This window comes from Corynebacterium sp. HMSC05E07 (genome assembly GCF_001807225.1).
In the GTDB taxonomy this organism is placed as follows: Bacteria; Actinomycetota; Actinomycetes; order Mycobacteriales; family Mycobacteriaceae; genus Corynebacterium; species Corynebacterium singulare.
In genome coordinates this window covers 24,183-48,293 of record NZ_KV788268.1, presented here as the reverse complement: position 1 = coordinate 48,293, position 24,111 = coordinate 24,183, and the positions used below count along the sequence as shown (strand labels likewise).

Below are 24,111 nucleotides of genomic sequence, written 5' to 3'. Positions count from 1 at the left end.
CTTGATGCTCTTTCTGTGAAACATTCAGTCAGTGAGCTGAATGGTCAGAGTAGGTTTTCCGAGTCTATTTCTTTCCATCGTTGAGCTGCCGTGCCACGTTGTTTAAATGCGCTTACGAGGTCGCGAGCTACTGCGGGATGTCCTACGATGTGGCTTACTTTTGATAGTAGTTCGTTACTATCAGTCGCTTCTGAGTTGAGGAAATCTAGGATTTCTTGTCGAGCCCTGTATTCTTGTTCGAAGGTGAGGTCATGGAGTAGGCACGCTTTATCCCACGCTTTATGCTCTTCGGGGGCTGAGGTGAGTAGGATTGCGAGCCGTCCTTGGTTAAGTTCTAATTGGGAAATGCGATGCTCGATATTGTCCATGTTTTTATAGGGCCAGCCAAGCAATAACGTCTGCGACAACCATGGCGGCGATGCGGTGTTGTTGTTTTTGCATGTTAAATATGCTTTTCGTAGATATTGGCAGTGGTGCTAATAATGATAACTTCTACCGAGCTATCGCGCAGGCCGAATTTCGGCGATCTAAGATTGCTTCGGTAACCAACCTTCAACTTCCTCACGCCTAGTGAACGGGGTGAAGGAAGTCAATTGAAGTGCCCCAGATTTTCCCATCTGCTCAGACGGAACAAAACCTGGGGCACTTCAGTCTTTCCAAAGGGAACGAAGAATGTCGGCAACATCGACTACGTAGCGGGTTGGTTCATCAAGGCCGCAGAGTACATGGGCGACCACACCGTACGCACGGCATTCGTATCGACCAACTCGGTTGTCCAAGGCGAACAGGTAGCAAACATTTGGTACCCAATCACCCAATTGGGCTTCCACATTGACTTCGCGCACGACGCCTTCCGTTGGGCGAACGAAGCAAGTGACCAAGCTCATGTCTTCTGCGTCATCGTGAGCTTTTCAAAGCAAAAGGTCACCCCGCGCTTATTCCACTACGAGACGCCAGACTCAAACCCGATGGATCTCCACCCGAGCCGCCTCAACACATACCTGGCCGACGCGCCGGATATTTTCGTCTGGAATCGCAATAGGCCCCTTTGCGACGTACCTGTCATCGGCATCGGCAACAAACCAATTGATGATGGAAATTATCTCTTCATCGAAGAAGAAAAAGACGAGTATCTTGCCAAAGAACCGGCGGGCTGAGATTTTCCGTCAGTTAGGGCCCTTGTGGTCAGGCACGGGCCCATATTGCTCAGTTGCAGGCACCTGAAAAACGGCGAAACCGCGCCGAGACCCCAGAAAATCCGAGGGGCATCGGCGCGGTGTAGCGCTAGCTGGCCCTAAGGCCGGTGAGCTGCTTACTTGGTGGCAGCAGCGTAACGCTCAGCAACGTCCTCCCAGTTGAAGACGTTCCAGACTGCCTTGACGTAATCAGCCTTCACGTTCTTGTACTGGAGGTAGAAAGCGTGCTCCCACATATCCAGCATGAGCAGCGGGGTGAAGTTCACGGAGATGTTGCCCTGCTGATCGGTGAGCTGCTCAATAACCAGGCGGCCAGCAATGTGGTCGTAGCCCAGAACTGCCCAACCAGAGCCCTGCAGGCCGGTGGCAACAGCGGAGAAGTGAGCCTTGAACTTCTCGAAGGAACCGAAGTCGCGGTTAATAGCCTCAGCCAGGTCACCGGTCGGCTCGCCGCCACCGTTCGGGGAAAGGTTCTTCCAGAAGATGGAGTGGTTGGTGTGGCCACCCAGGTTGAAGGCCAGGTTCTTGGACAGCGCGCGGATGGCATCAGCGTTAGCCTCGCCGTTGCGCTGCTCCTCCAGAGCCTCAAGCGCAGCGTTAGCGCCGGCAACGTAGCCAGCGTGGTGCTTGGAGTGGTGCAGCTCCATGATCTCAGCGGAGATGTGCGGCTCCAGTGCGTCGTAGGCGTAGTCGAGTTCCGGAAGTTCGTAAACAGCCATTGTTGAAATCCTTTCTATTGGGTTCGCGGCCCATGGTAGGGGCAGTTTGAGAATTTGGCCACAATACTTTTAGTCGCCACGCTTAGTCGCCGGTCCGAGGCGGTGAACAAAAACCTGGCTCGCGTACAGCGTGGGAGAGTATAAGTGGTGCAACAACACGTAAAGGAGAATCCTGAATGTTCCTCTACAAGCCCGAACCGAAGCTCGTTTCTAAAGACCAAGCCCTCCCCGGCCGGGCAGAGCCCATCCTGGACAACCCGCAGCCCCACGCCGTGCTGGGCACACCTATCACTGGCCCGTGGAAGGAGGGACAGAAGTCCCTCATCATCGCCATCGGTTGTTTCTGGGGTGCGGAAAAGATGTACTGGGAGACTGAAGGTGTGGAGTCCACCTCCGTGGGATACGCCGGTGGAATCACCCCGAACCCCACCTATTACGAGGTCTGCCGCGGACTGACTAACCACGCAGAAGCCGTCCAGATTACCTACGACCCAGAGCGCGTAAGCTTGCGCGACCTCGTCGTGAAGGCCTTGGAGGCCCACGATCCGACTCAGGGTTTCCGCCAGGGCAACGATGTGGGCACCCAGTACCGCTCTGCTTTCTATCCAGAGACGGAGGAAGAACGCGCGGAGATTCAGCAGCTGGTGGATTCCTACGCTGCCAAGCTTGCCGATGCCGGCTTTGGCGCCACCACCACCGACGTCACCCTCCTCAGTGAAACGGAGGCCGGCGAGTACTACCTAGCTGAGGACGAGCACCAGCAATACCTGCACAAGGTGCCCAACGGCTACTGCCCGCACCACAGCACTGGTGTGAAGTGCGGCTAGAACTGTGGGCTGCACGCGTGTGCGGCTAGAACTGTTTGCGCACCTGTGTCCGGAAGTCACTCGGTTTGTTGAGCTGGTCGCGTGCGACGAACTCCCGCATGCGCTCCGCGAGCTCGGGGGTGAGCTGGGCGCGGGTCTGCGAGCCGAGAACGGAATCCCAGTACCAGAAGGTTTCCTCGAAGTAGTTGTGGCCGTGGCCGCCGGGAACGTTGAGCGAGTTGATCTGGTCCAGCGCTACCTGCCAAAAGGTGATGAAGGGGTACCAGTGTAGGTTCTCAAAAGTATCGGCATGCAGGGCCTTCGGTGTGGGCTCGTGAATCCAGTTGGGCCGCGCGTAGATGAGTTTGCTATCCCACCACACGATGGGATCGGAGGCGTGCTGGCCCACCGCCACGCGGGGGCGCTGCCACGGGCCATAAGGTTCGCCGAAGGCATCGTGGGTCATGTGCTCAGGGGAGGCGGCGAAGCGGAGGTGGCGGCCGCCGTCGATAAGCGGCAGGCGCTCCAAGGAGCCGCGCTCACGGTGAAGGCGGCGCATGAAGCTCGTCATGCGCGGCGGCCCAGTGAAGACGGCGCCATCGCAGTCGGCGAGGAGGTCGTCGACGGTCTCGTAGTTCTCCACGATGGCGTAGCAGCCTAGGGATTCGCCGCTGAGGTAGAACTTAGGGCGATTATCTTCCGGGAGAAGCTCGAGGCGCTCGTGCACGGCGGTGATGAGCTCGCGGGCAAATGTGCGCGAGAGATCCTTGTCTACCAGGTAGGAAAACATTGAGGGCAGGTAATCAAACTGCACAGCTACAGTGGCGCAGTTGCCGCGGGTGAGGAATTCATAGGCACTCACGGAGTAGTTGTTAATCCATCCCGAGCCGGAGGGCAGCTGCACCACAATGGTGTTGCGGTGGAAAGCACCCGTGCGATCCATCTCCGCCACCGCTTGGCGGGCGGCGGCCTGCGGGCCGCGGCCGCGAATGAGGCCAATGTAGACACGGATCGGTTCACGTGCCCGGTCATAGTGCATGACTTCCCGGATATCCTCGGCGCGCGGGCCGCGGTCGAGGAAAGCCCTGCCCTGTGAGCCAACGGCTGTCCACGGCTCATGGGACCAGGGGCTGCCGGAGCGCTCCGGCTCCCACGGCATGGACGAGCCGGGGTAGACCAACCGGTTGAGCTCAAGGGCGTTGATGGATGCTGAACGGAGCATGCGGCGCCACACCATGCGGTCACTCAGGACTGCTGCGGCAAACCCTACGGCGCCGCCCGCGAGTGGCCAGGCGATCCATCGGGGAAGCCAGCGCTGAACCTGATGGGAGAGTTGTGTGACGGTGAGCTGCGTGGCCTCGCCGAGCACGAGCAGCGTGCCGTAGCCTGCGGTGCCCACAAGCATGCCGAGGGCTGCCGTCTGCGGGCCACGGTCGTTGAGCTTGCTCACGAGACGAGCCTGGGCGGTTTGGTTCTTCAGCGAGCGCAGTCCCGCGATGAAGGTACCGAGCCCCAGCGCGTAATAGGAGTAACGGCGGGTGGTGGGGCCGACGTGATCTTGGGGACGTCGCCCAGCCATACTCAACCCCTGTTTGGTGAGGAAAGCCAGAGTCGTCGCGGCGAGGTGCCCGGCGCCTTGACCGATGGCCACATTCGCTGCCGTAACCCACCATGGGCGGGGCAGAAGGGATGGGGAGATGGCTGCCCACGTGGCAACCTCGGCGCCGAAGAGGCCGGGCCACATGTTTTGTGGCAGACGTCTCCTCCCCGTCATGCGCACGCCGGGTGTAAGATCGCTGACCAGCTCGAGGCCGAAAATTGCAGCGTGAAGGCCTTTTCGGGCGGACTTCAACGCGATGCGGCGGGCGAGTTGGCGCATGCCCGCCATTGAACCAGCTTTCATGCCGCCGTGCAGATAACCCTGGAAAGGCGTCCGATCGGACATCGGAAATGTGAGATCGGACTACCGGATCTGTGAATTCGGGCGCATAACGAGCAATATTCGGACATTGGGGGCAGAATAGGTGCCATGGGAAATCATGTTGGAAACAAAGTAGTACTCATCGGCGCCGGCGACGTTGGAATTGCCTACGCCTACGCTCTGGTCAACCAGGGCACCGTTGACCACCTGGCCATCATCGACATCGACGAGAAGAAGCTCGAAGGCAACGTCATGGACCTCAACCATGGTGTTGTCTGGGCACCGTCCCGCACCCGCGTGACCAAGGGCACCTACGAAGACTGCAAGGACGCCTCCATGGTCGTCATCTGCGCTGGTGCTGCCCAGAAGCCGGGTGAGACCCGCCTCCAGCTCGTGGACAAGAACGTCAAGATTATGAACTCCATCGTGGGTGACGTCATGAAGAACGGCTTCGACGGCATCTTCCTCGTCGCCTCCAACCCCGTGGACCTGCTCACCTACGCTGTGTGGAAAGCCTCCGGCTTCCCGCACGAGCGCGTCATCGGCTCCGGTACCGTGCTGGATTCCGCTCGCTACCGCTATATGCTCTCCGAGATGGACGATGTCGCCCCGACCTCCGTCCACGCCTACATCATCGGTGAGCACGGCGACTCTGAGCTGCCGGTTGTGTCCTCCGCGAACATCGCAGGTGTGTCCCTGTCCCGCCGCTCCCAGAAGGACCCGGGGTACAACGAGCGCATTGAGAAGGTCTTCGAGGACACCCGCGATGCGGCCTACCACATCATCGACGCCAAGGGTTCCACTTCCTACGGCATCGGAATGGCCTTGGCCCGCATTACCCGCGCGGTCATCCAGAACCAGGCCGTGGCACTCCCGGTCTCTGCTTACCTGCAGGGCGAGTACGGCAAGGAAGATGTCTTCATCGGCACCCCAGCCATCGTTGACCGCAGCGGCGTCAACCGTGTCATCGAGCTGGAGCTTTCTGAGCATGAGAAGGAGCGCTTCGAGAACTCCTACACAACGCTGAACACCATCAAGGAAGAAATCTTCGGCTAGTGAAGATTGTCGCCCACAGGGGATACTCCGGGAAATATCCGGAGTTATCCCCTCTTGCCTTTGAGAAAGCGCTCGAGCTGCCTATCCACGGCATCGAGTGCGATATCCGCCTGAGCAGTGACGGCAAGGTGGTGGTTCACCACGACCCCACCGTGGATCGCACCACGAACGGTTCGGGGCGCGTGTCCCGCCAGACATGGGAGGAGCTGCGCCGGCTGGATATCGGAGATGGTCAGCGCATGCTGCTTTTCGACGAACTCCTTGAGATGCTCGACGGCAAGAATCACCACCTTTACGTGGAGACTAAACACCCCTCGGGGCAGGGCGACATCCTCGAGGAACAAATGGTGCTGCGGCTGCGCTACGCGGGGCTTATCGACGACCCCCGTATCCACATGATTTCCTTCAATCATCACGCCATCCGTCGCATGACGGCTCTGGCCCCACATGTGGATCGTATTTATCTGCGCCGTGATTGGGAACGCCACCTCAACCGATCTGATTTCCTGTTATCCCAGCCCACGGGCTTAGGCATGTCCATTTTGCGTGCCAAACTCCAGCCCGATGCCATCGGGGCACATGGCCTGCCCACCTACATGTGGACCGTCGATAAGCCGGAGGACATGAAATGGGCATGGGCGAACGGCGTCGATATTCTCGCCACGAATGAGCCAGAGGTGGCCCTCCACGCCATCGAGCTGTAGCAAGCAGGTAAGTTGTTCAGTATGGCCAAGAAGAAAAAGAACAACGAACAGCTGCCGGAGGGCATGTCCCGCCGCCAAGCCAAGCTCGCTGCCCGCGCCGCCGAGCGCGCTGCCCTGGAAAAGGACCCCCGCCCGTTTGGCGGCCTCGCCGCTGAGGCTAGCCTCGTCGCTCTGCAGGAATTCGTTCCTTCCGCAACGGCGAAGCTGTCCGTCAAGGGCTTCGACAAGGACGTCTACGTTGCCACCGTGCTGCCGGGCGCCTCCGCAGCCCTCATCCGCGATGAGGAGTCCGGCGGTGACGCCTTCGTGGGCCTGCAGGTGCAGTCCCACACCCACAACCCAGGTCGCGACCTAGCCTTCGCCCTGAACTGGGTGAAGAACAACGCGCCGGGTTCCACCCTGGAGTCCACCGCTGCGGATGGTTCCCAGCCGGAGCTCTCCGAGCTTCTCGACGAATCTGCAGAGCTGGATATTACCGTCTACCAGGACTTCTCCTGGTGGATGCCGGAGGGCGCACAGGTTCCGCCGCACATGGCCACCGCCCTGCAGCGCGCTAACGATTCCGTCATCGAGTCCTACCAGGTAGGCCAGGAAGCCGAGGGCTTCATCGGTACCGCTTTCTGGGCCAACGCCGGTGGCGGCAAGGCGCATATCCGCTGGGTACGCCCCTGCGATGATGAGAACGCCTTCCTCAACGCCCTGTCCCGCGTCGCTGCCCGCGGTGAGCTCAACCTGGGTGAGAACACCAAGTTTGCCGGGGTCTTCCGCACCCACGGCCTCATCGCCCCCGTCTTCGACCTAGACCCGGAGGTCGCTCACGATTCTTATGAGTCCGAGCTCTCCCGCGTGAACAAGGCTCTGACGGAGGAGATCTCCAACGATGCCAACCTGACCGCCGATGAGCGCAAGCAGCTGCAGAACATCAAGTCCCGTCAGGTGACCTTGCGCTAGTCGTGTCGCCGGCCGCGCATCATAGCGTAGGTACGTTTCGATCAAATAGGGCTCCAAAACTGGGGAGTTCTGGAGCCCTATTTGATCGATATGACCAGTCGGCGCCCCTAGCGCATGGAATCCCAGAGGGCCTGCGCTTGGGCGTCGTCCCACAGCACCACGTTGCCTACCACGGTGTCCTGGAATCCGCCGATTGGGACGGTGACCGTCTCGACGCCGGAGGACATCGACAGCGCCACGCGCGCCAGATGCCAGACGTGATCTTTCTGGCCCACGATGAAGGAATCTGCGGTGTGGTTGACCAAGGAAATTGCCTTGAAAGGGTTGGCAATGGTCGCCGGTGACGTGGCCTTGTGCAACAGTGCCGCGAAGAACTCGCGCTGACGCTGCACGCGGTCAAGGTCACCCATCGCCGTGGCGCGGGTGCGCACATAGCCCAAAGCATCTGGGCCGCGCAGCTTCTGGCAGCCCGCCTGCAGGTCGATGCCCGCGAGTGGGTCATTGATGGGTTCTTGGACGCAGATCTCCACGCCTCCTACTGAATCAACAACGTTGGCAAGCCCGCCCATACCGATCTCCGCATAGTGATCGACGTGGAGGCCCGTGGCCTGTTCCACCGTCTGGGTCAGCAGCTGGGGGCCACCGTAGGTGAAGGCTGAGTTGACCTTGTCCATGCCAAAACCGGGGACGTCGACGTAACTATCGCGCGGAATGGACACCAGCGTGGCCTTGCCGGACGTAGGGATGTGCAGCAGCATGATGGTGTCCGTTCGGCCGACACCGACATCACCACCGGTACCTAATTCTGCCTGTTGTTCCTCAGTGAGGCCCTGACGGGAGTCGGACCCCACGAGCAGCCAATTTGTGCCGGAGGTGGACGCCACCTGCTCGGAAGGCAGCGCATCTATGCGGGTCAGGCGGGAGTCTGTCCACAGGGTAAAAGCCACCATGAAGACGAGCGCGATGGCGATGAGCCAGCCTGCGCAGCCGAAGACCTGCTTGAGCGGGTTGACCTTCTTGCGGCGCCGGTGCGGGCGGCCGTCAGCGCGACGGCGGACACTGCGTGCTGGTGCATCGGGGTCATAACTGCGCGGTGGTGGGGCGGCAGCAGCGGGCGCGGCGCCGCGGCGCGGGTAGCGCTGGCCGCTGTGCTGAACTGGCTGCTGGCGCGGTGCGGACTGGCGGGGCGTGTGCTGCGCCATGTAGGCGTCCACGTCGAAACGTGTCTCCTCCGGCCGAGCCGCGGGAGGATTGCCGCGGTGGGCTGAGGTGTGGTGGCCCTGCGAGCCGTGACGGTTGCCACTTGCGGACTGTGGGCGGCGGCGCACCGGGCGGCCATAACGGTCGCGTAAGGGCTGGCCATCCGCGCCGAGGACGAAGTCGCCGGACTCGGAACCGGCGGCGTGGGCACCGGATGGGCCGGCAGAGCTGCCGAAGCTCGCGCGGCGGGCATCGCTGGGTGGCTCGCCGGCGCGCCGGGTTTCACGCTCAGGATCGCGTCCTCGATATGTCATGGGGAATACTGTACCGCTAAATCACTCCTGCCCCAGTGTTCACAATGCGCCAGCTGGGGCCTTTTCAGCGATATTTTAAGCGCCGAAGAGGGAGGCGTAGCCAACGAAGGCGACGGCGTCGATAAGAAAGTGCGCGATGACCAGCGGCCACACCTTCCCCGTGCGATGGAAATACCAGCCGTAGAGCAGCCCCATGAGGATATTGCCGAAGCCTGCTGATACGCCCTGATAAAGATGATAAGAGCCGCGCAGGATGGATGAGGTCGCCAGTGTCGCCGGAAGGGCCCAGCCACACTGCTTGAGCCGCGTCATCAGCCAATACACCACGACGAGCTCTTCCGCCCACGCGTTAGCGAAGGACTTGAGGAGCAGAACGGGGATCTCAATCCACGTGTCGAAGGCTCCCGGGATGACCTCCTTGGTCCAGCCCCAGTGGAGCGCCGTGTAATAGAGCGCCAGGCCCGGCAACCCAATAATCGCGGCCAAGGCCGCGCCGTGCAGGCCATCGCGCCAGCGCGGCCGTGGCGGCATTGCGAGGAGATACAGCACGAGTGCTCCCCACGCCACCAAGACAGCGGTGCTGCACAGCTGAAACGCGAGGTCGAGCAGCGTCGTGGTGGACTGCGAGGAGTTGATGGTGACGGACTGTTCGTTGAGCGGCGCGGGGTTCAGCAGGGCATCGGTCAGCCGTAGCATCGCACGAACCCCGGAGATGCCGAACGTGATGGTGAGGACAATGAAGATTTCCGCACGCAGGCGGGATCGCGTGAGGCTCATGGGTGCAGTACGTGGGCGAGGCCGAGGAGGGAGGCGTCGTCAAGCGTGATGCCTCCGAGGTGGACGCCCACCGGCGGGTGATGCGGCACGGGCCACGGTACGGAGATAGCAGGCAGCTTGGCCACGTTGAACAGCGACCCCCACGGTGACCAGCGCGTCTGCTCATCGAAATTCTCTTGGTGATCCAGCGCGAGGAAGTGCCCGCGGCGCGGCGGGTCGAACGCTAACGTGGGGGTCAGGATGGCGTCGACCTGCCAGAACTTCGTGAGAACCCCTGGCAGAACAATGGCGTGCCAGCGCGCCAGGGAATGCTCAAAGTCGGTCACTCGGCGGCCTTGGGCGCGAATCCACTCCGCGTAGCCTTCCGCGAACTCCAAGCCTGCCAGGCGGTGGGTGAAGATGTGCTGGAAGGCCTCGAAAGTGGCAGCTGCCTGCGGATAGGGCGAAATCGCTACGGTTTCGAAACCAGCGCCCTCCAATCGCGCGGCGGCCTCGCTGACCGCACGCAGCATGTGCGGGGCCACTTCTACCTCGGCAAAGAGCGGATCGGTAAGCACCCCGATGCGAGCGCGCGGCGTGCGGGGCTGAAGGCCGTGGAGCGTGGCGGCGTCAGCGACTGAACGGGTAATAAACCCAGGCACGGAGAGGTCCTCCCCGGAAGGCTTGAAGCCCACCACACCGCAGGCAGCGGCCGGAACGCGGATGGAACCGCCACCATCGGAGGCATGTGCCGCGCGCAGCAGGCCGCGCGCTACCTGAACGGCTGCGCCGCCGGAGGAGCCGCCCGGCGTGTGCCCAGGGTACAGCGGGTTATCCGGATGGGGCAGGCCCACCGGTTCGGTATCGACGCGAAGGCCCAGCTCGGGGGCGGCGGATTTGCCGATGATGAGCGCGCCGGCGTCGATAAGCTCCTGCACGAAAGGATCCGTCTCCTCCGCCAGATAGGTGCGCTCGATGTGTCCATGGGTGGTGGGCATGCCGGCGACGTCATTGAGATCCTTGACAGAGAGGATCCAGCCGCTTAAACGCCCGTGGTGCTGCGGCCGCCGCTCCACATCGAGATAGGTGAAACCATGCTCTTCGGGGCTGAGGCCCGCGAGATCCTCACGGAGCTGCTCCAGGGTGAACTCGTTAACGTCCATGGCGGCCCAGTCTAGTGGGCTAAAGTTGCGTGCATGAGCACCACCATCGCATTCCTTGGTCCCGCCGGAACGTTTACGGAGGCGGCGATGCAGCGCTTCGCCGCAGACCTTGGTGAGACCCAACCGCTTCCGGTCGGTTCGCCCAAGGAGGCCCTTGCAGCGGTGCGCTCGGGAAAGGCAGACTATGCCTGCGTGGCCATCGAGAACTCCGTGGACGGCCCGGTCACGGCCACGTTTGATGCGCTTGCGGATGGAACGCCAGTCCAGATTTACCGCGAAGTGGACCTTCCCGTGTCTTTCTCCATCCTCACCCGCGGACAGGATGCGAAGGAGATTAAGACATTGTCAACCCATCCCGTGGCCTATCAGCAGGTGCGGGGCTGGTTGGAGGAGAACCTGCCGGGCGTGGAGTACGTTCCGGCAGCCTCGAATGGCGCGGCGGCCCAAGCCGTGGCGCGCGGTGAGGTCGATGCCGCTGCGGCCCCCGCGCGCGCGGGCGAGATCTTTGAACTGGAATCACTAGCGGAGAATGTCGCGGACGTGGCGGGCGCAACCACACGTTTCGTGCTCGTCGGCCCTGCCGGCAGACCCACCGCGCGCACCGGACACGACAGGACATCCGTCATTTTCACTCTGCCCAATGAGCCTGGCTCCCTGGTCGGTGCCCTCCAGGAATTCGCGCACCGCGGGGTGGATCTTTCCCGCATCGAGTCAAGGCCGCTGCGCACCGTCTTTGGCAACTACCGCTTCCACGCCGACCTCATCGGGCACATCGAGGACCAGCCTGTGGCGGAGGCATTGCGGGCATTGTGGTTGCGCGCAGAGGAGGTTGTCTTCGTTGGTTCATGGCCTTCGGCGGTGGCCACGTCAACGCCCCAGTTGGATCTTGCCCGCCTGAAACAGGCCGATGAATGGGTAGCGAAGGCGCGCACCGGGCAATAATGTGTGAAGCATGACCGGAAGAATCATCCTCCTGCGCCACGGCCAGACCTTTTCCAACATTGACCGCATCATGGATACCCGCCCGCCAGGTGCCGAGCTCACCGAGCGTGGCCGCGGCCAGGCAGAGGATGTCGGCCGCGAGCTGGCGGAGCTGTGTGAAGGCCGCCGCGTGCGCTTCATCTGCTCGATCGCGCTGCGTGCTCAGCAGACCGCGATGCTGGCTGCCCGCACCTATGCCGAGGCTGCCGATGAGCGCGATGTCCCAGTGGAGGTCCGCGTAGGCCTGCATGAGGTCTTCGCCGGCGAACACGAAATGAGCGGCAGCGAGGATACCCACCGCGAATACATGGTGGCCTTGCGCGGCTGGCTCGACGGTGACGCTGAGTCCCGTATGCCAGGCGGCGAGAGCTACGCGGATGTACTGGAGCGCTACCAGCCGGTGCTGGAGGATATTGCGCAGGAGCTTGATGATGACGACGATGTCGTCGTGGTGAGCCACGGCGCTGCCATCCGCGTGGTCACGACCCATGCGTGCGGCGTCGATCCAGACTTCGCTTACACCGGCTACATGCCGAACTGCCGTTTTACCCTCATGGAGCCGCAGGGCCAGCCCTTTGGCCACTGGACGCTCAAGCGCTGGGCGGACACCGAGGTTTAGCCCCAGCCGAGCTCGTGGAGACGGTTCTCCTCAAAACCGAAATAGTGGCCCACCTCGTGAAAGACGGTCACCATGACCTCGTGGGCTAGCCCCTCTTCCGAGTTGCTGATGGACTGCAGCGGCTTGCGGTAAATAGAAATGGTGTCCGGAAGGTAGCCGGTGTGTGTCGCCGTGCGGTGCGTGAGCATCACGCCCTCATAGAGGCCGAGGAGGTTCGGGTTCTCCGGATGCTGGTCTTCTACGAGGATGACAACGTTGCGCATCTGGTCGACGAACTTGTCTGGAATCTTGTCCAGGGCCTCGCCCACGAGCTCTTCGAAGCGTTCCTCGCTGACCTCGTACATCGCTGCTCCTTCGTAATGATTGGGGCCGTTTACTGCGCCGCCACTGGGACGTCGACAGGTGCTGCGGGATCAGCCGGGGTCTCGGAAGGGTTCGTGTCACCTGGCTGGGCATTCGGATCACGCAGGGGGTTGCGCTTGGGTTGCTCGGTGGGCGGGGCGCCGTCAATGCTCAGGCCGTCGCGACCGTCCTTGGCGGAGCCCGTCACGGTGGAGAAGAAACCATTGTTGACGTGGATCAGTGAGCAATTCACCGAGCGCGAACCGCCTTCCCAGGATTCGCGGGTGAGCGCGCCCCAGAACGGTTGCAGCGTGGATTGGTAGAGGTTTTCCTCGCCACCGAGGTAATCCATGGCATCTTGGGTGCACGTCTCAGATAGGTGCTTGTCCAGCTCCTCATCGCTTGGGTAGCCACCGGGGAAACGCTCGGCCACGTTGATGACGGAGACGGTCTCCATCTGGTGCGGCTCGGCGCAGGGAACGGTGCTGATCACCTTATTCTCATCAACCTTGCGGCATTCGCCGGGCTTGGCGACGACCGCCTGGTCCACCTCCGACACCTTGCCGGTGGACTCCTGTGGAATGCCTGCCGAGTCCGTGGTCTGCAGGCCACACAACAAGGTGCGGTCGCCCTTCTCCCAGGAGGCTGCTGGCGGCAAGATGGAGGCGATGTCATAGCGACCATTCGGGTCCCATTTGCCGTTGAGGTAGCTCACCGTGGGGGCTTCGCAGAGCTCATCGCGGAGGGCGTTTTGGCGGGTAATGTCGGGGCGCTCGGCGTTGCGGCCAAACTCACTGGTGGGGTAGGCGCTCAGGTCCTCGCGGGCCGAGATTTCAAAGCGGTGCGGTTTGTCGCAGCTGGTCTGCTCAAAGCCGGTGGCCGTGCCATCCTCTGCGATATCCCACGTCACGCATGCGCCGGCGGAGGCACTGGTGAAAGACGCGGCCTGTGCAGGCGGGGCCGAAGGATCGGCGGCCTGGCTGCCGTCAACGCTGGGGGTGGCGGACTCGCTCGCCGCGGAATCGGTGCCGGTAGACTCGCCGCTAAACACGCCGTAGGCAGCCAGAAAGGCGGCCGCAGCCAAGGCGGCCACGAGGACGACGCGGATGGCGGAGGCGGAGCGCCATGCAGAAGAAGTGCTCATAGAACTCCCCATAGTACTCCCTTCGCTGTACTCGCTTCGTTCCGGCGACTATTCGGGGCGTGAAACTGGGGGGCAGGGCTGCTTAGTCCACGGCGCGGGCGACGCGGGTGGTCAGGCGGTAGCGGTCGGTGCGATAAACGGAGGAGCACCACTCCACGGGCCGATCCCCGGAACGGGCGAAGCGGGTGATGTGGAGGAGGGGGGTAGCTGGGGGGACGTCGAGAAGCGCGGCAATCTCCTCATCTGCCGCCACTGCCGTCACTGTTTGTTCGGCCTCCGTGATGGGGACATCAAAGGTCGAGCCCAGAATGGCGTAGACGGAGTTGTAAATATCATTTTCCAGCAGCGTGGGCGCGAAGGTGGAGTTGTACCAGCCATCATCAATGGAATAAGGCTCGCCATCGCCCAGACGCAGGCGGCGCAGGTGAGTATGGGCCACGGTGGACTCGGTGTTAAAGAATTCGCACACGTCCTCGGGCGCGGTACTGCGCTCACCGAGCAGGATCCTCGAGGAGGCCGTGACCTTTTGCAGGCCCATCTCATCGGAGAACGATGCCAAATGGAGGCGGGAGACCAGCGGATTCGGGGCCACGAACGTGCCTTTGCCGCGCACGCGGCGCAGGCGGCCTTCCGCCACTAAATCCCCAATGGCGCGGCGCACCGTAATGCGGGAGACACCATAGGTTTCTTCCAGAATGCGTTCGCCGGGCAGGATGTCACCGGGCTTGAGTGTGGTGCGGCAGAGCTCGGAAAGAATATCCCGCAGCTGCGCGTGCTTGGGCACGGGGCCGTCGGTGATGATGTGAGGTGCCATAACACCTATGATATGCCACTGGTTATGACCACCGCAAAGGTTTCGCTGTGCGCTAAACTGTTCGGCGTGATTGATCTCAAGTTTCTTCGCGAAAACCCCGATGTAGTCCGCGCGTCCCAGGTCAACCGTGGGGAGGATCCCGCGCTGGTGGACCAGCTACTCGCTGCCGATGAGCAGCGCCGCGCGGCGATTGTGAAGGCGGACCAGCTGCGCTCGGAGCAGAAGGCCTTTGGCAAGAAGATTGGCCAAGCCTCCCCGGAGGAACGCCCAGCATTGCTCGAGGGCTCCAACGAGCTCAAGGAGAAGGTCAAGGCAGCCGGCGAGGAAGCGGCTGCTGCAGAGGCCAAGGTGGAGGAGCTGCAGTACCAGCTCTCGAACGTGGTTGAAGGCGCGCCGGCCGGTGGCGAGGATGACTTCGTCATCATTGAGGAAGTAGGCGAGAAGCCGCAGTTCGACTTCGAACCGAAGGATCACCTGGAGTTGGGTGAATCGCTGGGGCTTATCGACGTCAAACGGGGAGCCAAGGTCGGCGGCGCCCGCTTCTACTACCTCACCGGCGATGGTGCCTTCCTACAGCTGGGCATGCTCATGCTGGCCGCACAGAAGGCCCGCGAGGCTGGCTTTACCCTCATGGTGCCGCCGGTGCTCGTGCGCCCAGATGTCATGCAGGGAACCGGCTTCCTGGGTCAGCACTCGGATGAAATTTACTACCTCCCGGCGGATGACCTGTACCTCGTCGGAACCTCCGAGGTAGCTCTTGCTGGTTACCACAAGGATGAAATCATCGACCTGTCCAATGGTCCGGTGCAGTACGCCGGCTGGTCCTCCTGCTTCCGCCGCGAGGCCGGATCTCATGGCAAGGACACGCGTGGCATTTTGCGCGTGCACCAGTTCGACAAGCTGGAGATGTTTGTCTACTGCAAGCCGGAAGAGGCAGAGCAGATGCACCAGAAGCTCCTCACCATGGAAAAGGACATGCTGGCTGCGATGGAATTGCCCTACCGCACCATCGACATCGCCGGCGGAGACCTCGGTTCCTCCGCTGCTCGCAAGTTCGACAACGAGGCGTGGGTGCCTACGCAGGAGACCTACCGCGAGCTGACCTCAACGTCGAACTGCACCACCTTCCAGGCCCGCCGCCTGTCCACGCGCTACCGCGATGAGAACGGCAAGACTCAGTACGCCGCTACCCTCAACGGCACCCTCGCCACCACCCGGTGGCTCGTGGCCATCCTGGAAAACCACCAGCAAGCGGACGGTTCGGTCGTGGTTCCTGAGGCTTTGCGTCCTTTCGTAGGCAAGGACGTGCTTCACCCCGTAAACTCCCAGTAGAACGCTGCGCGCGAGGTTTCGTGCGCAGCGCCCCCCTGTCCCTCCTCGCCGCCTTGGGCCGGCGAGAGTCTTTACCTGTTTGGAGCACCATGAGCGCTGTGAGCAACGTTGTCTACCGGCAGATTACCCACGTAGGTCGCGGGCTGACCTTGGCCCAAGGGTTGAAGATGCGTTTGTCGGGTGTGGAGAATATCCCGGATGAAGGCGGCGCGGTGATCGTGTGCAATCACACCGGTTACATGGATTTCCTCTTCGGGGCTTTCCTGGCGTACCGCAAGAAGCGCCTTGTGCGCTATTTGGCCAAGGCTTCCGTTTTTAAGGCCCCCGTGGTGGGACAGCTCTTTCAGATGATGGGCCACGTTCCGGTGGACCGTATCGATGGTGGTGCGGCCATTGTTAAGGGCACCGAGCTGGCTAAGAACGGCGAGCTCGTGGGCGTCTTCGCGGAAGGCACGATTTCTCGCAGCTTTGAGATCCGCAGCATGCGTAATGGGGCCGCGCGGATTGCCCATGCCGCGGGTGTGCCCATCATTCCGCAGGTGATTTTCGGCTCGCAGCGTTTGTGGACCAAGGGCCAGAAGAAGCACCTGGGCCGCACGAAAACCCCGATCCTCATCACGGCCTTGGAGCCGTACTACACCACGGGCGATCATGATGCGGACATCGCTGAAGTGCGCCGCCGCATGCAGGACGCGCTGGAGGGCCTCTGGGAACAGTATGAGGCCGAGTTTGGCCCAATGCCGGCGGGCGAGTATTGGGTGCCCGCGCGCAAGGGGGGCGGCGCGCCGACTTTGGAGGAGGCCGAGGCCCAGGACACTGAAGTGGAAAGCGAGCGCTATCGCGTGCGCAGGCTTCGTGATGACCTGACCAGCCTCAAAGGGCACGTGTCTGCGGCCACCATTGAGCTTGTGCGCGACCGCATGGCGCTGATGAAGTCCTCCACGCCTGAGGCTGCCGATGCTGACGCCGCGCTTGGCGACGTCCCCCCTACCGCCACCACCGACCCCGACCAAGGCAAGGATCGTCCCCGCACCGCGCCGGAAACCTTGGAGTGGATCAAGGAGAACCTCAACTCCGTCGTTGAAGAAGCTACCCGTGGCCTGGAAGAAGGACGCGAGAAGGTCACCGAGGTGATGGCGCAGCTGAAGTCTGACGTTGCTGAGGCTCAGGCTTCCATGACGGCGAGCGGCAAGGAGATTTTTGCGGGCTCGGTTGTGGAACAGGGCCTGCTCTCTGCGGCAACGCAGTCGCGCCTCATTGTGTCCCGCCTCCCGCACCGCATCAAGGCTGAGTACTCGGCGGTCCCGCGCGTGATTGTGGCAGATCAAAGTGCGCTGAGCATGGAGGGCGGCGAAGTCTCGAAACGCCTGCAGGAGGCACTGGCTGAACTGCACCCGCAGGCAGAAGAGCTGGTTATCATTTCGCAGCAGGGCTCGGTGCTCGATGCCGCAGCGCTGGACGCTGTTCCGCAGACCGTGTGGCGCATTGCCTGCAGCGAGCGCGCAGAGGCCGTGCAGTTCAACGATGCCCCTGGCGGCGATGTCGTTACGGCGGCTTCACCGGCAGAGGGGCTCGCAGCTGTGGTGAAGAAGATTGGCGCTGAACCCAAGGACCTGCTTTTCTTTGCCAACGAGCCGGGCGATGAGACCTTTGCCGAGGGTGGAGAGGGAGTTGCTGTGCACATGGTGGCCCTGGAAACCGCGCCCATTGAGGTAGTTAAGGCGGCTCAGGCCGTGACCTATTCGGCGGAGCGCTTCGGAATCGCGGAAGTTCTCGAGGCAATGGCTCGCCTGCAGCAGCCGAAAAAGAAATAAGTCAGGACATCTCCCACTTATTTGACGCAGCCCCTGCCCCTTTAATGCCCCCTGATGGGGGTATTTTTCGTTTTGCGACCCTACCGAATTGGGTGCAAAAGTCCTGCTTACCTCACCGGAACCTACGTGTGAGTAGCGTCTCCAGAAGGAAATTGAGGTGACCTATAACATTGGATTTGGGAGAAAACTTCTTCTTCATCCGTCCCGCGCGGAAGGGCGATCACGGTGTTCAACGCTGCGGAATCGAATCTGGGCGGTGGATGAGCAACACTTGCTTTGAGCTGCGCCTTTGTCACTTGAACAGAACCTTCTGGCTCCGCGCAGTAGTAAGCAGCGAGAGAGGAGATTTGGTCAATCATGACCACGACGAGTAATCACAGCTTCAACCCCGAGTATTTTGAAAAGGCCTGGAACGACTACTCCACTGAGGACTATGACGTTGTCATCATCGGTGGCGGTTCTGTCGGTGCCGGCGCCGCCGTCGATGCAGCTACGCGCGGTCTGAAGACGGCCGTTGTCGAGGCCCGCGATTTCGCTGCCGGCACCTCGTCGCGTTCTTCCAAGATGTTCCACGGTGGTCTGCGCTACCTGGCTATGTTCGACTTCCGCCTGGTGGCTGAGTCCCTCAAGGAGCGCGAGCTCAACATGTCCACCCTGGCTCCGCACCTGGTGAAGCCGCTGAAGTTCATCTTCCCGCTGACCCACCGCGGTTGGGAGCGTGTCATGATGTTCGGCGGATTCACCCTGTATGACCTCATGGGCGGCGCCAAGAGCGTTCCCATGCAGAAGCACCTCACCCGCAAGGGCGTGCTCAAGGTAACCCCGGGCCTCAAGGAAGATGCCGTTGTTGGTGGTGTCCGCTACTACGACACGCTTGTCGACGACGCCCGCCACACCATGACCGTCCTGCGCACCGCCGCCGAGTACGGCGCTAGCGTGCGCACCGGCACCGAGGTCACCGGCTTCGAGAAGGACAACCGTGGCCGCATCACCGGCGCTCACGTCCGTGACCTCGAGACCGGCCGCGAGAGCACCGTCCGCGGCAAGGTCTTCATCAACGCCACCGGTGTCTGGAACGACAAGATTCAGGAGATGGCCGGCGCCGAAGGCAAGTTCACCGTCCATGCCTCCAAGGGCGTGCACATCGTCGTCCCGAAGGACGCTCTCGATGCTGACGCTGCGCTCTGCTTCGTCACCGAAAAGTCTGTGCTCTTCGTTATCCCGTGGGGCGAGTACTGGATCATTGGTACCACTGACACTGACTGGGAGAAGGGCCTGTCCCTGCCGGATCCGGCCCCGACCAAGGCAGATATCGACTACATCCTGGACCAGGTCAACCAGCGCGTGCGCAACAAGATCACCCGCGATGACATCGTCGGTGTCTACTCCGGTCTGCGCCCGCTGCTGTCTGGTAAGTCCGACTCCACCACCAACCTCTCCCGCAACCACGCCGTTGCCCGCGTAGCCCCGGGCCTCGTCTCCGTTGCTGGTGGTAAGTACACGACCTACCGCGTGATTGGTAAGGACGCCGTGGACCTGGCTGTTAAGGAGCTGGGTACTAAGGTTGCAGAATCCATCACGGAGCGCACCCCGATTCTGGGTGCGGACGGCTACCATGCCTTGGCCAACCAGCTCCCAGCACTGGCTCGCCGTTACAACCTCAGCGAGGACCGTATCGAGCACCTGCTCGGTCGCTATGGCTCCCTCATCGATGAGGTCCTGGCACCTGCCGCCGAGGACTCCTCGCTCCTCGAGCCGGTGCCGGGTGCCGAGAGCTACATCTGGGCTGAGGTTCGCTATGCCGTCACCCACGAGGGCGCTCTGCATATCGACGACATCGTGTCCCGCCGTCTGCGCGTGGCCATCGAGTTCGCCGACCGTGGCGTTGCCGCTGCTCAGCCTATTGCTGAGTTCGTCGCGCCGCTGCTGGGCTGGGACCAGAGCGACATCGAGCGCGAGGTTTCCCAATTCAAGCAGCACACCGAGGCGGAGCTTGCCGCCGAGGCCGCACTCACTGACCGTGAGGCGAATGACATTCTGGAGCGTGCGGGCAGCGCACGCGCCACCCAGGCAGACGCCTAAAAAATTGAGGGCCCAGCGGGAGCAGCGACCTCTCGCTGGGCCCTTGGCCTAGGCAGATAAGAAAGGACAACACAATGACCGGAATGGATGCATTCCTGTGGGAGTTCATCGGCACTGCGCTGCTGCTCCTGCTCGGCAACGGCGTATGCGCTGTAGTTAACCTGCGCACCTCGGGTGCGCGCGGCGCAGACTGGATAGTCATCGCGCTCGGCTGGGGTATGGCGGTCTTCGTCGGCGCCAGCGTGGCTGATCCCTCCGGCGGCCACCTCAACCCAGCCGTGACTCTCATGCTCGCGGTGAACGGTTCGCTTGAATGGAGCCTCGTGCCCTACTACGCCCTGGGCCAGATCTTGGGCGCGATGGTTGGTGCATTCCTTGCCTGGGCCGCATTCAAGCAGCTTTTCGACGCCAACAATGTCGACGACGCCGGCAACACCACTGGCGCTAACGCCACGACCGGCGGCATCTTCTTTACCAACCCCGCCCACCCGAACAATGGCTGGAACGCGGTCACCGAGTTCATCGCTACCTGCGTGCTCCTCATGTTCATTGCCTTCGGCCCAGCCGGCGGCGAACTTGGCCCGCTGAGCTACTTCGGCGTTGCCTTCGTTGTTGTGTCCGTCGGTCTGTCCCTCGGCACCCCCACGGGCTATGCCATCAACCCGGTCCGTGACCTCGGCCCTCGCATCATGTACGCCTTCATCCTCCCCATCAAGGACAAGGGCACCGGAAACTGGGGCTATGCCTGGGTTCCGGTCGTCGCGCCGATGCTGTCGGCCGTGGCTATTGGCCTGTTGTCCATGGCTCTCTAACAACATCCCGACAAGGAGAAAACTATGTCTACCAAGAGCTACGTCGCAGCGATCGACCAGGGAACCACCTCCACGCGCTGCATCATCTTTGACCACGACGGTGAGCAGGTGGCCGTCGGCCAGCTGGAGCATGAGCAGATCTTCCCGGAAAAGGGCTGGGTTGAGCACGACCCAGAGGAGATTTGGAGCAACACCCGCCGCGCCGTCGGTGAGGCGCTGGCCAACGCTGACATCAACGTTGAGGACATCGCCGCCCTCGGTATCACCAACCAGCGTGAAACCACCGTGGTGTGGGACAAGAAGACCGGCAAGCCGGTGTACAACGCCATCGTCTGGCAAGACACCCGCACCACCGAGATCTGTAAGGAACTCGCCGGCGACGAGGGCGCGGACAAGTGGCGTCGCCGCACCGGTCTCATCATCAACTCCTACCCGGCCGGCCCGAAGGTGAAGTGGATCCTCGACAACGTCGACGGCGCCCGTGAACGTGCCGAGGCCGGTGAGCTGCTCTTCGGCACCATCGACACCTGGCTGCTGTGGAACCTCACCGGTGGCGCCGATGGCGACAACGGTCAGGAAGCCCTGCACGCTACCGATGTCACCAACGCTTCCCGTACGCTCCTCATGGACATTGAGAAGCTCGAGTGGGATGAGGAGCTGTGCAAGGAGATGGGTATTCCTACCTCCATGCTTCCGGAGATTCGTCCGTCCCTCGGTGACTTCCGCACCGTCCGTGAGCGCGGTTCCCTGTCCGGCGTGCCGATTCGCGCCATCCTCGGTGACCAGCAGGCCGCAATGTTCGGCCAGGGCTGCTTCCGCCCGGGTTCTGCGAAGAACACCTACGGCACCGGCCTGTTCCTTCTGCTCAACACCGGTACCACCCCGAAGTTCTCCGAGAACGGCCTGCTCACCACCGTCTGCTTCCAGCGCGAGGGCGAGCGCCCGATTTACGCCCTCGAGGGTTCTGTCTCCATGGGTGGCTCGCTGGTGCAGTGGCTGCGCGATAACCTGCAGATCATCCCGAATTCCTCCTCCATCGAGAACATGGCCCGTGAGGTCAAGGACAACGGTGGTGTCTACATCGTCCCGGCCTTCTCCGGCCTGTTCGCGCCGTACTGGCGCCCGGATGCCCGCGGTGTCATCGTGGGCTTGACCCGCTACGCCAACCGCAAGCATCTGGCCCGCGCGGTCCTCGAGTCCACCGCGTACCAGACCCGTGACGTCGCCGACGCCATGGTGGCTGATTCCGGCGTGGAGATCACCGAGCTGCGCGTCGACGGCGGCATGACCATGAACGAACTGCTCATGCAGTTCCAGGCAGACATGCTCGGCGTGGAGGTGCACCGCCCGAAGAACGTGGAGACCACCGCCACCGGTGCGGCCTTCGCCGCCGGTCTAGATTCCGGTTTCTGGGACGACCTCAGCGTCCTGGGCTCCCAGCAGGGCGACTTCAAGGTGTGGAAGCCGCAGCGCGACAAGGATGAGGTCGAGGCTCTGTACAGCGACTGGAAGCGCGCCATCAAGCGTTCCCTCAACTGGGAAGACGTGGACGATGACGACGTGATTGCTTAAGCACTAACGTTGCCCGCGGCCGTGATGAGTTCTCTCGTCACGGCCGCGTTCGCGTTCTAGCCCCCTGACGTAGACTCATGGTTATGACTTTCCCGGAGCGCGCGCCGCGCCTTATTGTGAGCGATATTGACGGCACCTTGTTGGACCGGAACCACCGCGTGCCCAAGCGTAACCGGGAAGCAGTGTCCCGCGCGGTTGCTGCTGGCGCCGAGTTCGCCCTCGCCACTGGCCGGCCTTTCCGCTGGATTATGCCGGTCTTGGAGCAGCTCCCCGTGCGCCCGGTGTGCGTGACCTCCAACGGTGCGGTGATCTATGATTCCGCCGAAGACCGCGTCCTCTCCGCGCACGAACTTTCCCCTGAGGCGCTTGCTGAGACTGTCAACGTTGCCAGCCGAGTTCTCCAGCCCCTTGGCGGCGCGGGCTTCGGCGCGGAGCGCGCCGGGGGCTCATTGCTCGATCCCGTCGAGGAGCTTTTCGTGGTGGAATCCCATTATTCAGAGAATGCGCTGTTCGAAGGCTTTGGCCTAGTAAGCGTGGGGGAGTTGGTGGCGAAGCCAGCCGTGAAATTACTCATCCGCAATACCGACTATTCGGCGCCTGAACTCTATGAGCTGCTCGCCCCGCACATTGACCCGGAGCTGGCCCACGTGACCTATTCGATGTCGGAAGGTGTGTTGGAGGTTGCCGCACCGAACGTGACCAAGCGCCGTGGCATTCAGTGGCTGGCGGAGCACCACGACATCGCCCGCGAGGACATCATTGCCTTCGGCGATATGCCCAATGACATTGAGATGCTGGAGTGGGCTGGTTTCGGCGTGGCCATGGAGAATGCGGACCCCGCGCTTGTCGACGTCTCCGATGCCACCACCCTCCCACACCACCAATCCGGCGTGGCGAAAGTGCTTGAGCACTGGTTTTAGTCTTCCGGTTGCGGGGTTTTCTAGGGTGCTTTAGTCTCCTTCCCATGGGGGATTTAGAGACCTATTTCTCCTTCCGTAACTCGGGGATCACGTTGGTGGGGCAAGCGGAAGGAGGAGAACAACACTTACGCGCACTTGGTGCCGCACCGGCTGATGCCGCCGAATTGGCACGCCTGCACCACGTCTGGTTCGGTGCTACCAAGTTCACGGGTAAACAGCGCACCGCTCGTGCGCGTGCCCTGGACCAGGGCCATGATGTGGCCACGCTCAGCCTCATTGAGTCCTACACTGCCAAGCTGACAAACCAGCTGGATGCCTGGAACCTACGCATCAAATTAGCTGGCACCCCGGCACACAACATCCCAGCCGTGGGCACCAAGCGGTTGAAGGAACTTAAGCCTAAGCGTGTGCCGAAACCTGGGGTGCGCATGACCTACCGCAAACAAGGTCCGCATTCACTGACTATTACTGGTGATCCGTTGATGATTACCGAAATGCACGGCACCTTAGAATCCATCGATAAGACCAACCTGCTGGAAGCGACTAAACAAGTCTTCTTCAACGACAAGCATGGTGGTTCTAAACCTGCCGTGCTCACCAGTGTGGTGGTGACTTTGGATAAGCTCGACAAGATTATCTCCGGTGACGGTGACGACATCGTGCTGGAGTTAACCAATGGTGGGCGTATGACTGGGCGGGAGTTTTTGACTTATAAGTTTGCTGAAATCGGCTACGTCACCTTAGTCCATCCCACTATTGGGCCGGTATGGCTACACCGCCTGAAACGCTTAGCTGGGTTTGAGCAGCGCATGATGGCTAGTGCGGAGCATCCCACGTGTGCAAGGGAAGGCTGTAATAAGCCTGCTGATTTTGCCCAGGTGCATCACCTGGTG

General features: G+C 61.8%; 22 protein-coding genes. 14 read left to right on the top strand and 8 right to left on the bottom strand.

What is annotated here, in order from left to right:
• Positions 1–593 precede the first annotated feature (593 nt).
• Positions 594–1,157: a DNA methyltransferase gene (locus tag HMPREF3149_RS10705; protein ID WP_070538076.1), complete on the top strand. Its 564-nt coding sequence runs from the start codon at positions 594–596 to the stop codon at positions 1,155–1,157.
• Between the two features lie 155 nt (positions 1,158–1,312).
• Here HMPREF3149_RS10705 and HMPREF3149_RS10700 read toward each other — a convergent pair whose 3' ends face one another.
• The gene (locus HMPREF3149_RS10700; protein ID WP_039672633.1) at positions 1,313–1,915 is read right to left on the bottom strand and encodes a superoxide dismutase; all 603 of its coding nucleotides are present in this window, start codon (positions 1,913–1,915) and stop codon (positions 1,313–1,315) included.
• Between the two features lie 176 nt (positions 1,916–2,091).
• Here HMPREF3149_RS10700 and msrA point away from each other — a divergent pair, with 176 nt between their 5' ends.
• Positions 2,092–2,742, top strand: a complete 651-nt coding sequence (gene msrA / locus HMPREF3149_RS10695; RefSeq protein WP_070538074.1) for a peptide-methionine (S)-S-oxide reductase MsrA — start codon at positions 2,092–2,094, stop codon at positions 2,740–2,742.
• A gap of 25 nt (positions 2,743–2,767) precedes the next feature.
• Here the strand turns inward: msrA and HMPREF3149_RS10690 are convergent, their stop codons facing one another.
• Positions 2,768–4,609 carry an alpha/beta-hydrolase family protein gene (locus HMPREF3149_RS10690; protein WP_083280857.1) on the bottom strand — a complete coding sequence of 614 codons (1,842 nt, stop codon included), beginning with the start codon at positions 4,607–4,609 and terminating at the stop codon, positions 2,768–2,770.
• 141 nt (positions 4,610–4,750) lie between these two features.
• Between HMPREF3149_RS10690 and HMPREF3149_RS10685 the strand changes: the two genes are divergently transcribed.
• Genes HMPREF3149_RS10685 through HMPREF3149_RS10675 form a run of 3 tightly spaced genes read left to right on the top strand, consistent with a single transcriptional unit; the run spans position 4,751 to position 7,353 of the window.
• Positions 4,751–5,698 carry an L-lactate dehydrogenase gene (locus tag HMPREF3149_RS10685; RefSeq protein WP_070538072.1) on the top strand — a complete coding sequence of 316 codons (948 nt, stop codon included), beginning with the start codon at positions 4,751–4,753 and terminating at the stop codon, positions 5,696–5,698.
• Positions 5,698–6,402 carry a glycerophosphodiester phosphodiesterase family protein gene (locus tag HMPREF3149_RS10680; RefSeq protein WP_070538070.1) on the top strand — a complete coding sequence of 235 codons (705 nt, stop codon included), beginning with the start codon at positions 5,698–5,700 and terminating at the stop codon, positions 6,400–6,402. Before HMPREF3149_RS10685 ends, HMPREF3149_RS10680 begins: the two co-directional genes overlap by 1 nt.
• Positions 6,403–6,423: 21 nt before the next feature.
• Entirely contained in the window at positions 6,424–7,353 is a 930-nt protein-coding gene (locus HMPREF3149_RS10675) for a DUF5926 family protein (protein WP_042532708.1), read from the top strand.
• A gap of 107 nt (positions 7,354–7,460) precedes the next feature.
• On the opposite strand, the gene HMPREF3149_RS10670 is transcribed toward HMPREF3149_RS10675, so the two are convergent.
• From HMPREF3149_RS10670 to HMPREF3149_RS10660, 3 genes are all read right to left on the bottom strand, one after another.
• Entirely contained in the window at positions 7,461–8,867 is a 1,407-nt protein-coding gene (locus HMPREF3149_RS10670) for an LCP family protein (RefSeq protein WP_070538068.1), read from the bottom strand.
• A gap of 75 nt (positions 8,868–8,942) precedes the next feature.
• On the bottom strand, positions 8,943–9,644 hold the full coding sequence (locus HMPREF3149_RS10665) for a CPBP family intramembrane glutamic endopeptidase (RefSeq protein ID WP_070538066.1): 702 nt from the start codon (positions 9,642–9,644) through the stop codon (positions 8,943–8,945).
• Positions 9,641–10,786, bottom strand: a complete 1,146-nt coding sequence (locus tag HMPREF3149_RS10660) for an amidase (RefSeq protein ID WP_070538064.1) — start codon at positions 10,784–10,786, stop codon at positions 9,641–9,643. Before HMPREF3149_RS10660 ends, HMPREF3149_RS10665 begins: the two co-directional genes overlap by 4 nt.
• A gap of 33 nt (positions 10,787–10,819) precedes the next feature.
• Here HMPREF3149_RS10660 and pheA point away from each other — a divergent pair, with 33 nt between their 5' ends.
• Complete coding sequence (gene pheA / locus HMPREF3149_RS10655) at positions 10,820–11,728, top strand: prephenate dehydratase (RefSeq protein WP_070538062.1); 909 nt, start codon at positions 10,820–10,822, stop codon at positions 11,726–11,728.
• Between the two features lie 10 nt (positions 11,729–11,738).
• Positions 11,739–12,386: a histidine phosphatase family protein gene (locus HMPREF3149_RS10650; RefSeq protein ID WP_070538060.1), complete on the top strand. Its 648-nt coding sequence runs from the start codon at positions 11,739–11,741 to the stop codon at positions 12,384–12,386.
• Here HMPREF3149_RS10650 and HMPREF3149_RS10645 read toward each other — a convergent pair.
• From HMPREF3149_RS10645 to HMPREF3149_RS10635, 3 genes are all read right to left on the bottom strand, one after another.
• A complete protein-coding gene (locus HMPREF3149_RS10645) occupies positions 12,383–12,730 on the bottom strand; it encodes a metallopeptidase family protein (protein WP_070538058.1) in 348 nt (115 codons plus the stop codon). The genes HMPREF3149_RS10650 and HMPREF3149_RS10645 overlap by 4 nt on opposite strands.
• A gap of 29 nt (positions 12,731–12,759) precedes the next feature.
• Entirely contained in the window at positions 12,760–13,872 is a 1,113-nt protein-coding gene (locus HMPREF3149_RS10640) for a septum formation family protein (RefSeq protein ID WP_070538055.1), read from the bottom strand.
• A gap of 82 nt (positions 13,873–13,954) precedes the next feature.
• On the bottom strand, positions 13,955–14,686 hold the full coding sequence (locus tag HMPREF3149_RS10635) for a GntR family transcriptional regulator (RefSeq protein WP_070538052.1): 732 nt from the start codon (positions 14,684–14,686) through the stop codon (positions 13,955–13,957).
• 66 nt (positions 14,687–14,752) lie between these two features.
• Between HMPREF3149_RS10635 and serS the strand changes: the two genes are divergently transcribed.
• From serS to HMPREF3149_RS10600, 7 genes are all read left to right on the top strand, one after another.
• Positions 14,753–16,018 carry a serine--tRNA ligase gene (gene serS / locus HMPREF3149_RS10630; RefSeq protein ID WP_070538104.1) on the top strand — a complete coding sequence of 422 codons (1,266 nt, stop codon included), beginning with the start codon at positions 14,753–14,755 and terminating at the stop codon, positions 16,016–16,018.
• An 89-nt stretch (positions 16,019–16,107) separates the two neighbouring features.
• Positions 16,108–17,832 carry a lysophospholipid acyltransferase family protein gene (locus HMPREF3149_RS10625; RefSeq protein ID WP_070538051.1) on the top strand — a complete coding sequence of 575 codons (1,725 nt, stop codon included), beginning with the start codon at positions 16,108–16,110 and terminating at the stop codon, positions 17,830–17,832.
• Positions 17,833–18,189: 357 nt separating this feature from the next.
• On the top strand, positions 18,190–19,914 hold the full coding sequence (locus HMPREF3149_RS10620) for a glycerol-3-phosphate dehydrogenase/oxidase (protein WP_070538049.1): 1,725 nt from the start codon (positions 18,190–18,192) through the stop codon (positions 19,912–19,914).
• Positions 19,915–19,988: 74 nt separating this feature from the next.
• A complete protein-coding gene (locus HMPREF3149_RS10615; protein ID WP_070538047.1) occupies positions 19,989–20,726 on the top strand; it encodes an MIP/aquaporin family protein in 738 nt (245 codons plus the stop codon).
• Positions 20,727–20,750: 24 nt separating this feature from the next.
• Positions 20,751–22,298 carry a glycerol kinase GlpK gene (gene glpK, locus HMPREF3149_RS10610; RefSeq protein WP_070538045.1) on the top strand — a complete coding sequence of 516 codons (1,548 nt, stop codon included), beginning with the start codon at positions 20,751–20,753 and terminating at the stop codon, positions 22,296–22,298.
• Positions 22,299–22,381: 83 nt separating this feature from the next.
• The gene (locus HMPREF3149_RS10605; RefSeq protein WP_210385448.1) at positions 22,382–23,218 is read left to right on the top strand and encodes an HAD family hydrolase; all 837 of its coding nucleotides are present in this window, start codon (positions 22,382–22,384) and stop codon (positions 23,216–23,218) included.
• Between the two features lie 44 nt (positions 23,219–23,262).
• Positions 23,263–24,111: HNH endonuclease (locus HMPREF3149_RS10600; protein WP_246819998.1), on the top strand; the 849-nt coding region annotated here is incomplete at its 3' end.

Bases quoted from the DNA above. Each gene is read 5' to 3' on its own strand.
- HMPREF3149_RS10675 (WP_042532708.1), top strand. From the start codon at position 6,424: ATGGCCAAGAAGAAAAAGAACAACGAACAGCTGCCGGAGGGCATGTCC.
- HMPREF3149_RS10685 (WP_070538072.1), top strand. From the start codon at position 4,751: ATGGGAAATCATGTTGGAAACAAAGTAGTACTCATCGGCGCCGGCGAC.
- HMPREF3149_RS10620 (WP_070538049.1), top strand. From the start codon at position 18,190: ATGACCACGACGAGTAATCACAGCTTCAACCCCGAGTATTTTGAAAAG.
- glpK (WP_070538045.1), top strand. From the start codon at position 20,751: ATGTCTACCAAGAGCTACGTCGCAGCGATCGACCAGGGAACCACCTCC.
- HMPREF3149_RS10660 (WP_070538064.1), bottom strand. From the start codon at position 10,786: ATGGACGTTAACGAGTTCACCCTGGAGCAGCTCCGTGAGGATCTCGCG.
- HMPREF3149_RS10635 (WP_070538052.1), bottom strand. From the start codon at position 14,686: ATGGCACCTCACATCATCACCGACGGCCCCGTGCCCAAGCACGCGCAG.
- HMPREF3149_RS10700 (WP_039672633.1), bottom strand. From the start codon at position 1,915: ATGGCTGTTTACGAACTTCCGGAACTCGACTACGCCTACGACGCACTG.
- HMPREF3149_RS10615 (WP_070538047.1), top strand. From the start codon at position 19,989: ATGACCGGAATGGATGCATTCCTGTGGGAGTTCATCGGCACTGCGCTG.
- HMPREF3149_RS10645 (WP_070538058.1), bottom strand. From the start codon at position 12,730: ATGTACGAGGTCAGCGAGGAACGCTTCGAAGAGCTCGTGGGCGAGGCC.
- msrA (WP_070538074.1), top strand. From the start codon at position 2,092: ATGTTCCTCTACAAGCCCGAACCGAAGCTCGTTTCTAAAGACCAAGCC.
- HMPREF3149_RS10670 (WP_070538068.1), bottom strand. From the start codon at position 8,867: ATGACATATCGAGGACGCGATCCTGAGCGTGAAACCCGGCGCGCCGGC.
- HMPREF3149_RS10690 (WP_083280857.1), bottom strand. From the start codon at position 4,609: ATGGCGGGCATGCGCCAACTCGCCCGCCGCATCGCGTTGAAGTCCGCC.
- HMPREF3149_RS10640 (WP_070538055.1), bottom strand. From the start codon at position 13,872: ATGAGCACTTCTTCTGCATGGCGCTCCGCCTCCGCCATCCGCGTCGTC.
- HMPREF3149_RS10625 (WP_070538051.1), top strand. From the start codon at position 16,108: ATGAGCGCTGTGAGCAACGTTGTCTACCGGCAGATTACCCACGTAGGT.
- HMPREF3149_RS10605 (WP_210385448.1), top strand. From the start codon at position 22,382: ATGACTTTCCCGGAGCGCGCGCCGCGCCTTATTGTGAGCGATATTGAC.
- HMPREF3149_RS10665 (WP_070538066.1), bottom strand. From the start codon at position 9,644: ATGAGCCTCACGCGATCCCGCCTGCGTGCGGAAATCTTCATTGTCCTC.
- HMPREF3149_RS10650 (WP_070538060.1), top strand. From the start codon at position 11,739: ATGACCGGAAGAATCATCCTCCTGCGCCACGGCCAGACCTTTTCCAAC.
- pheA (WP_070538062.1), top strand. From the start codon at position 10,820: ATGAGCACCACCATCGCATTCCTTGGTCCCGCCGGAACGTTTACGGAG.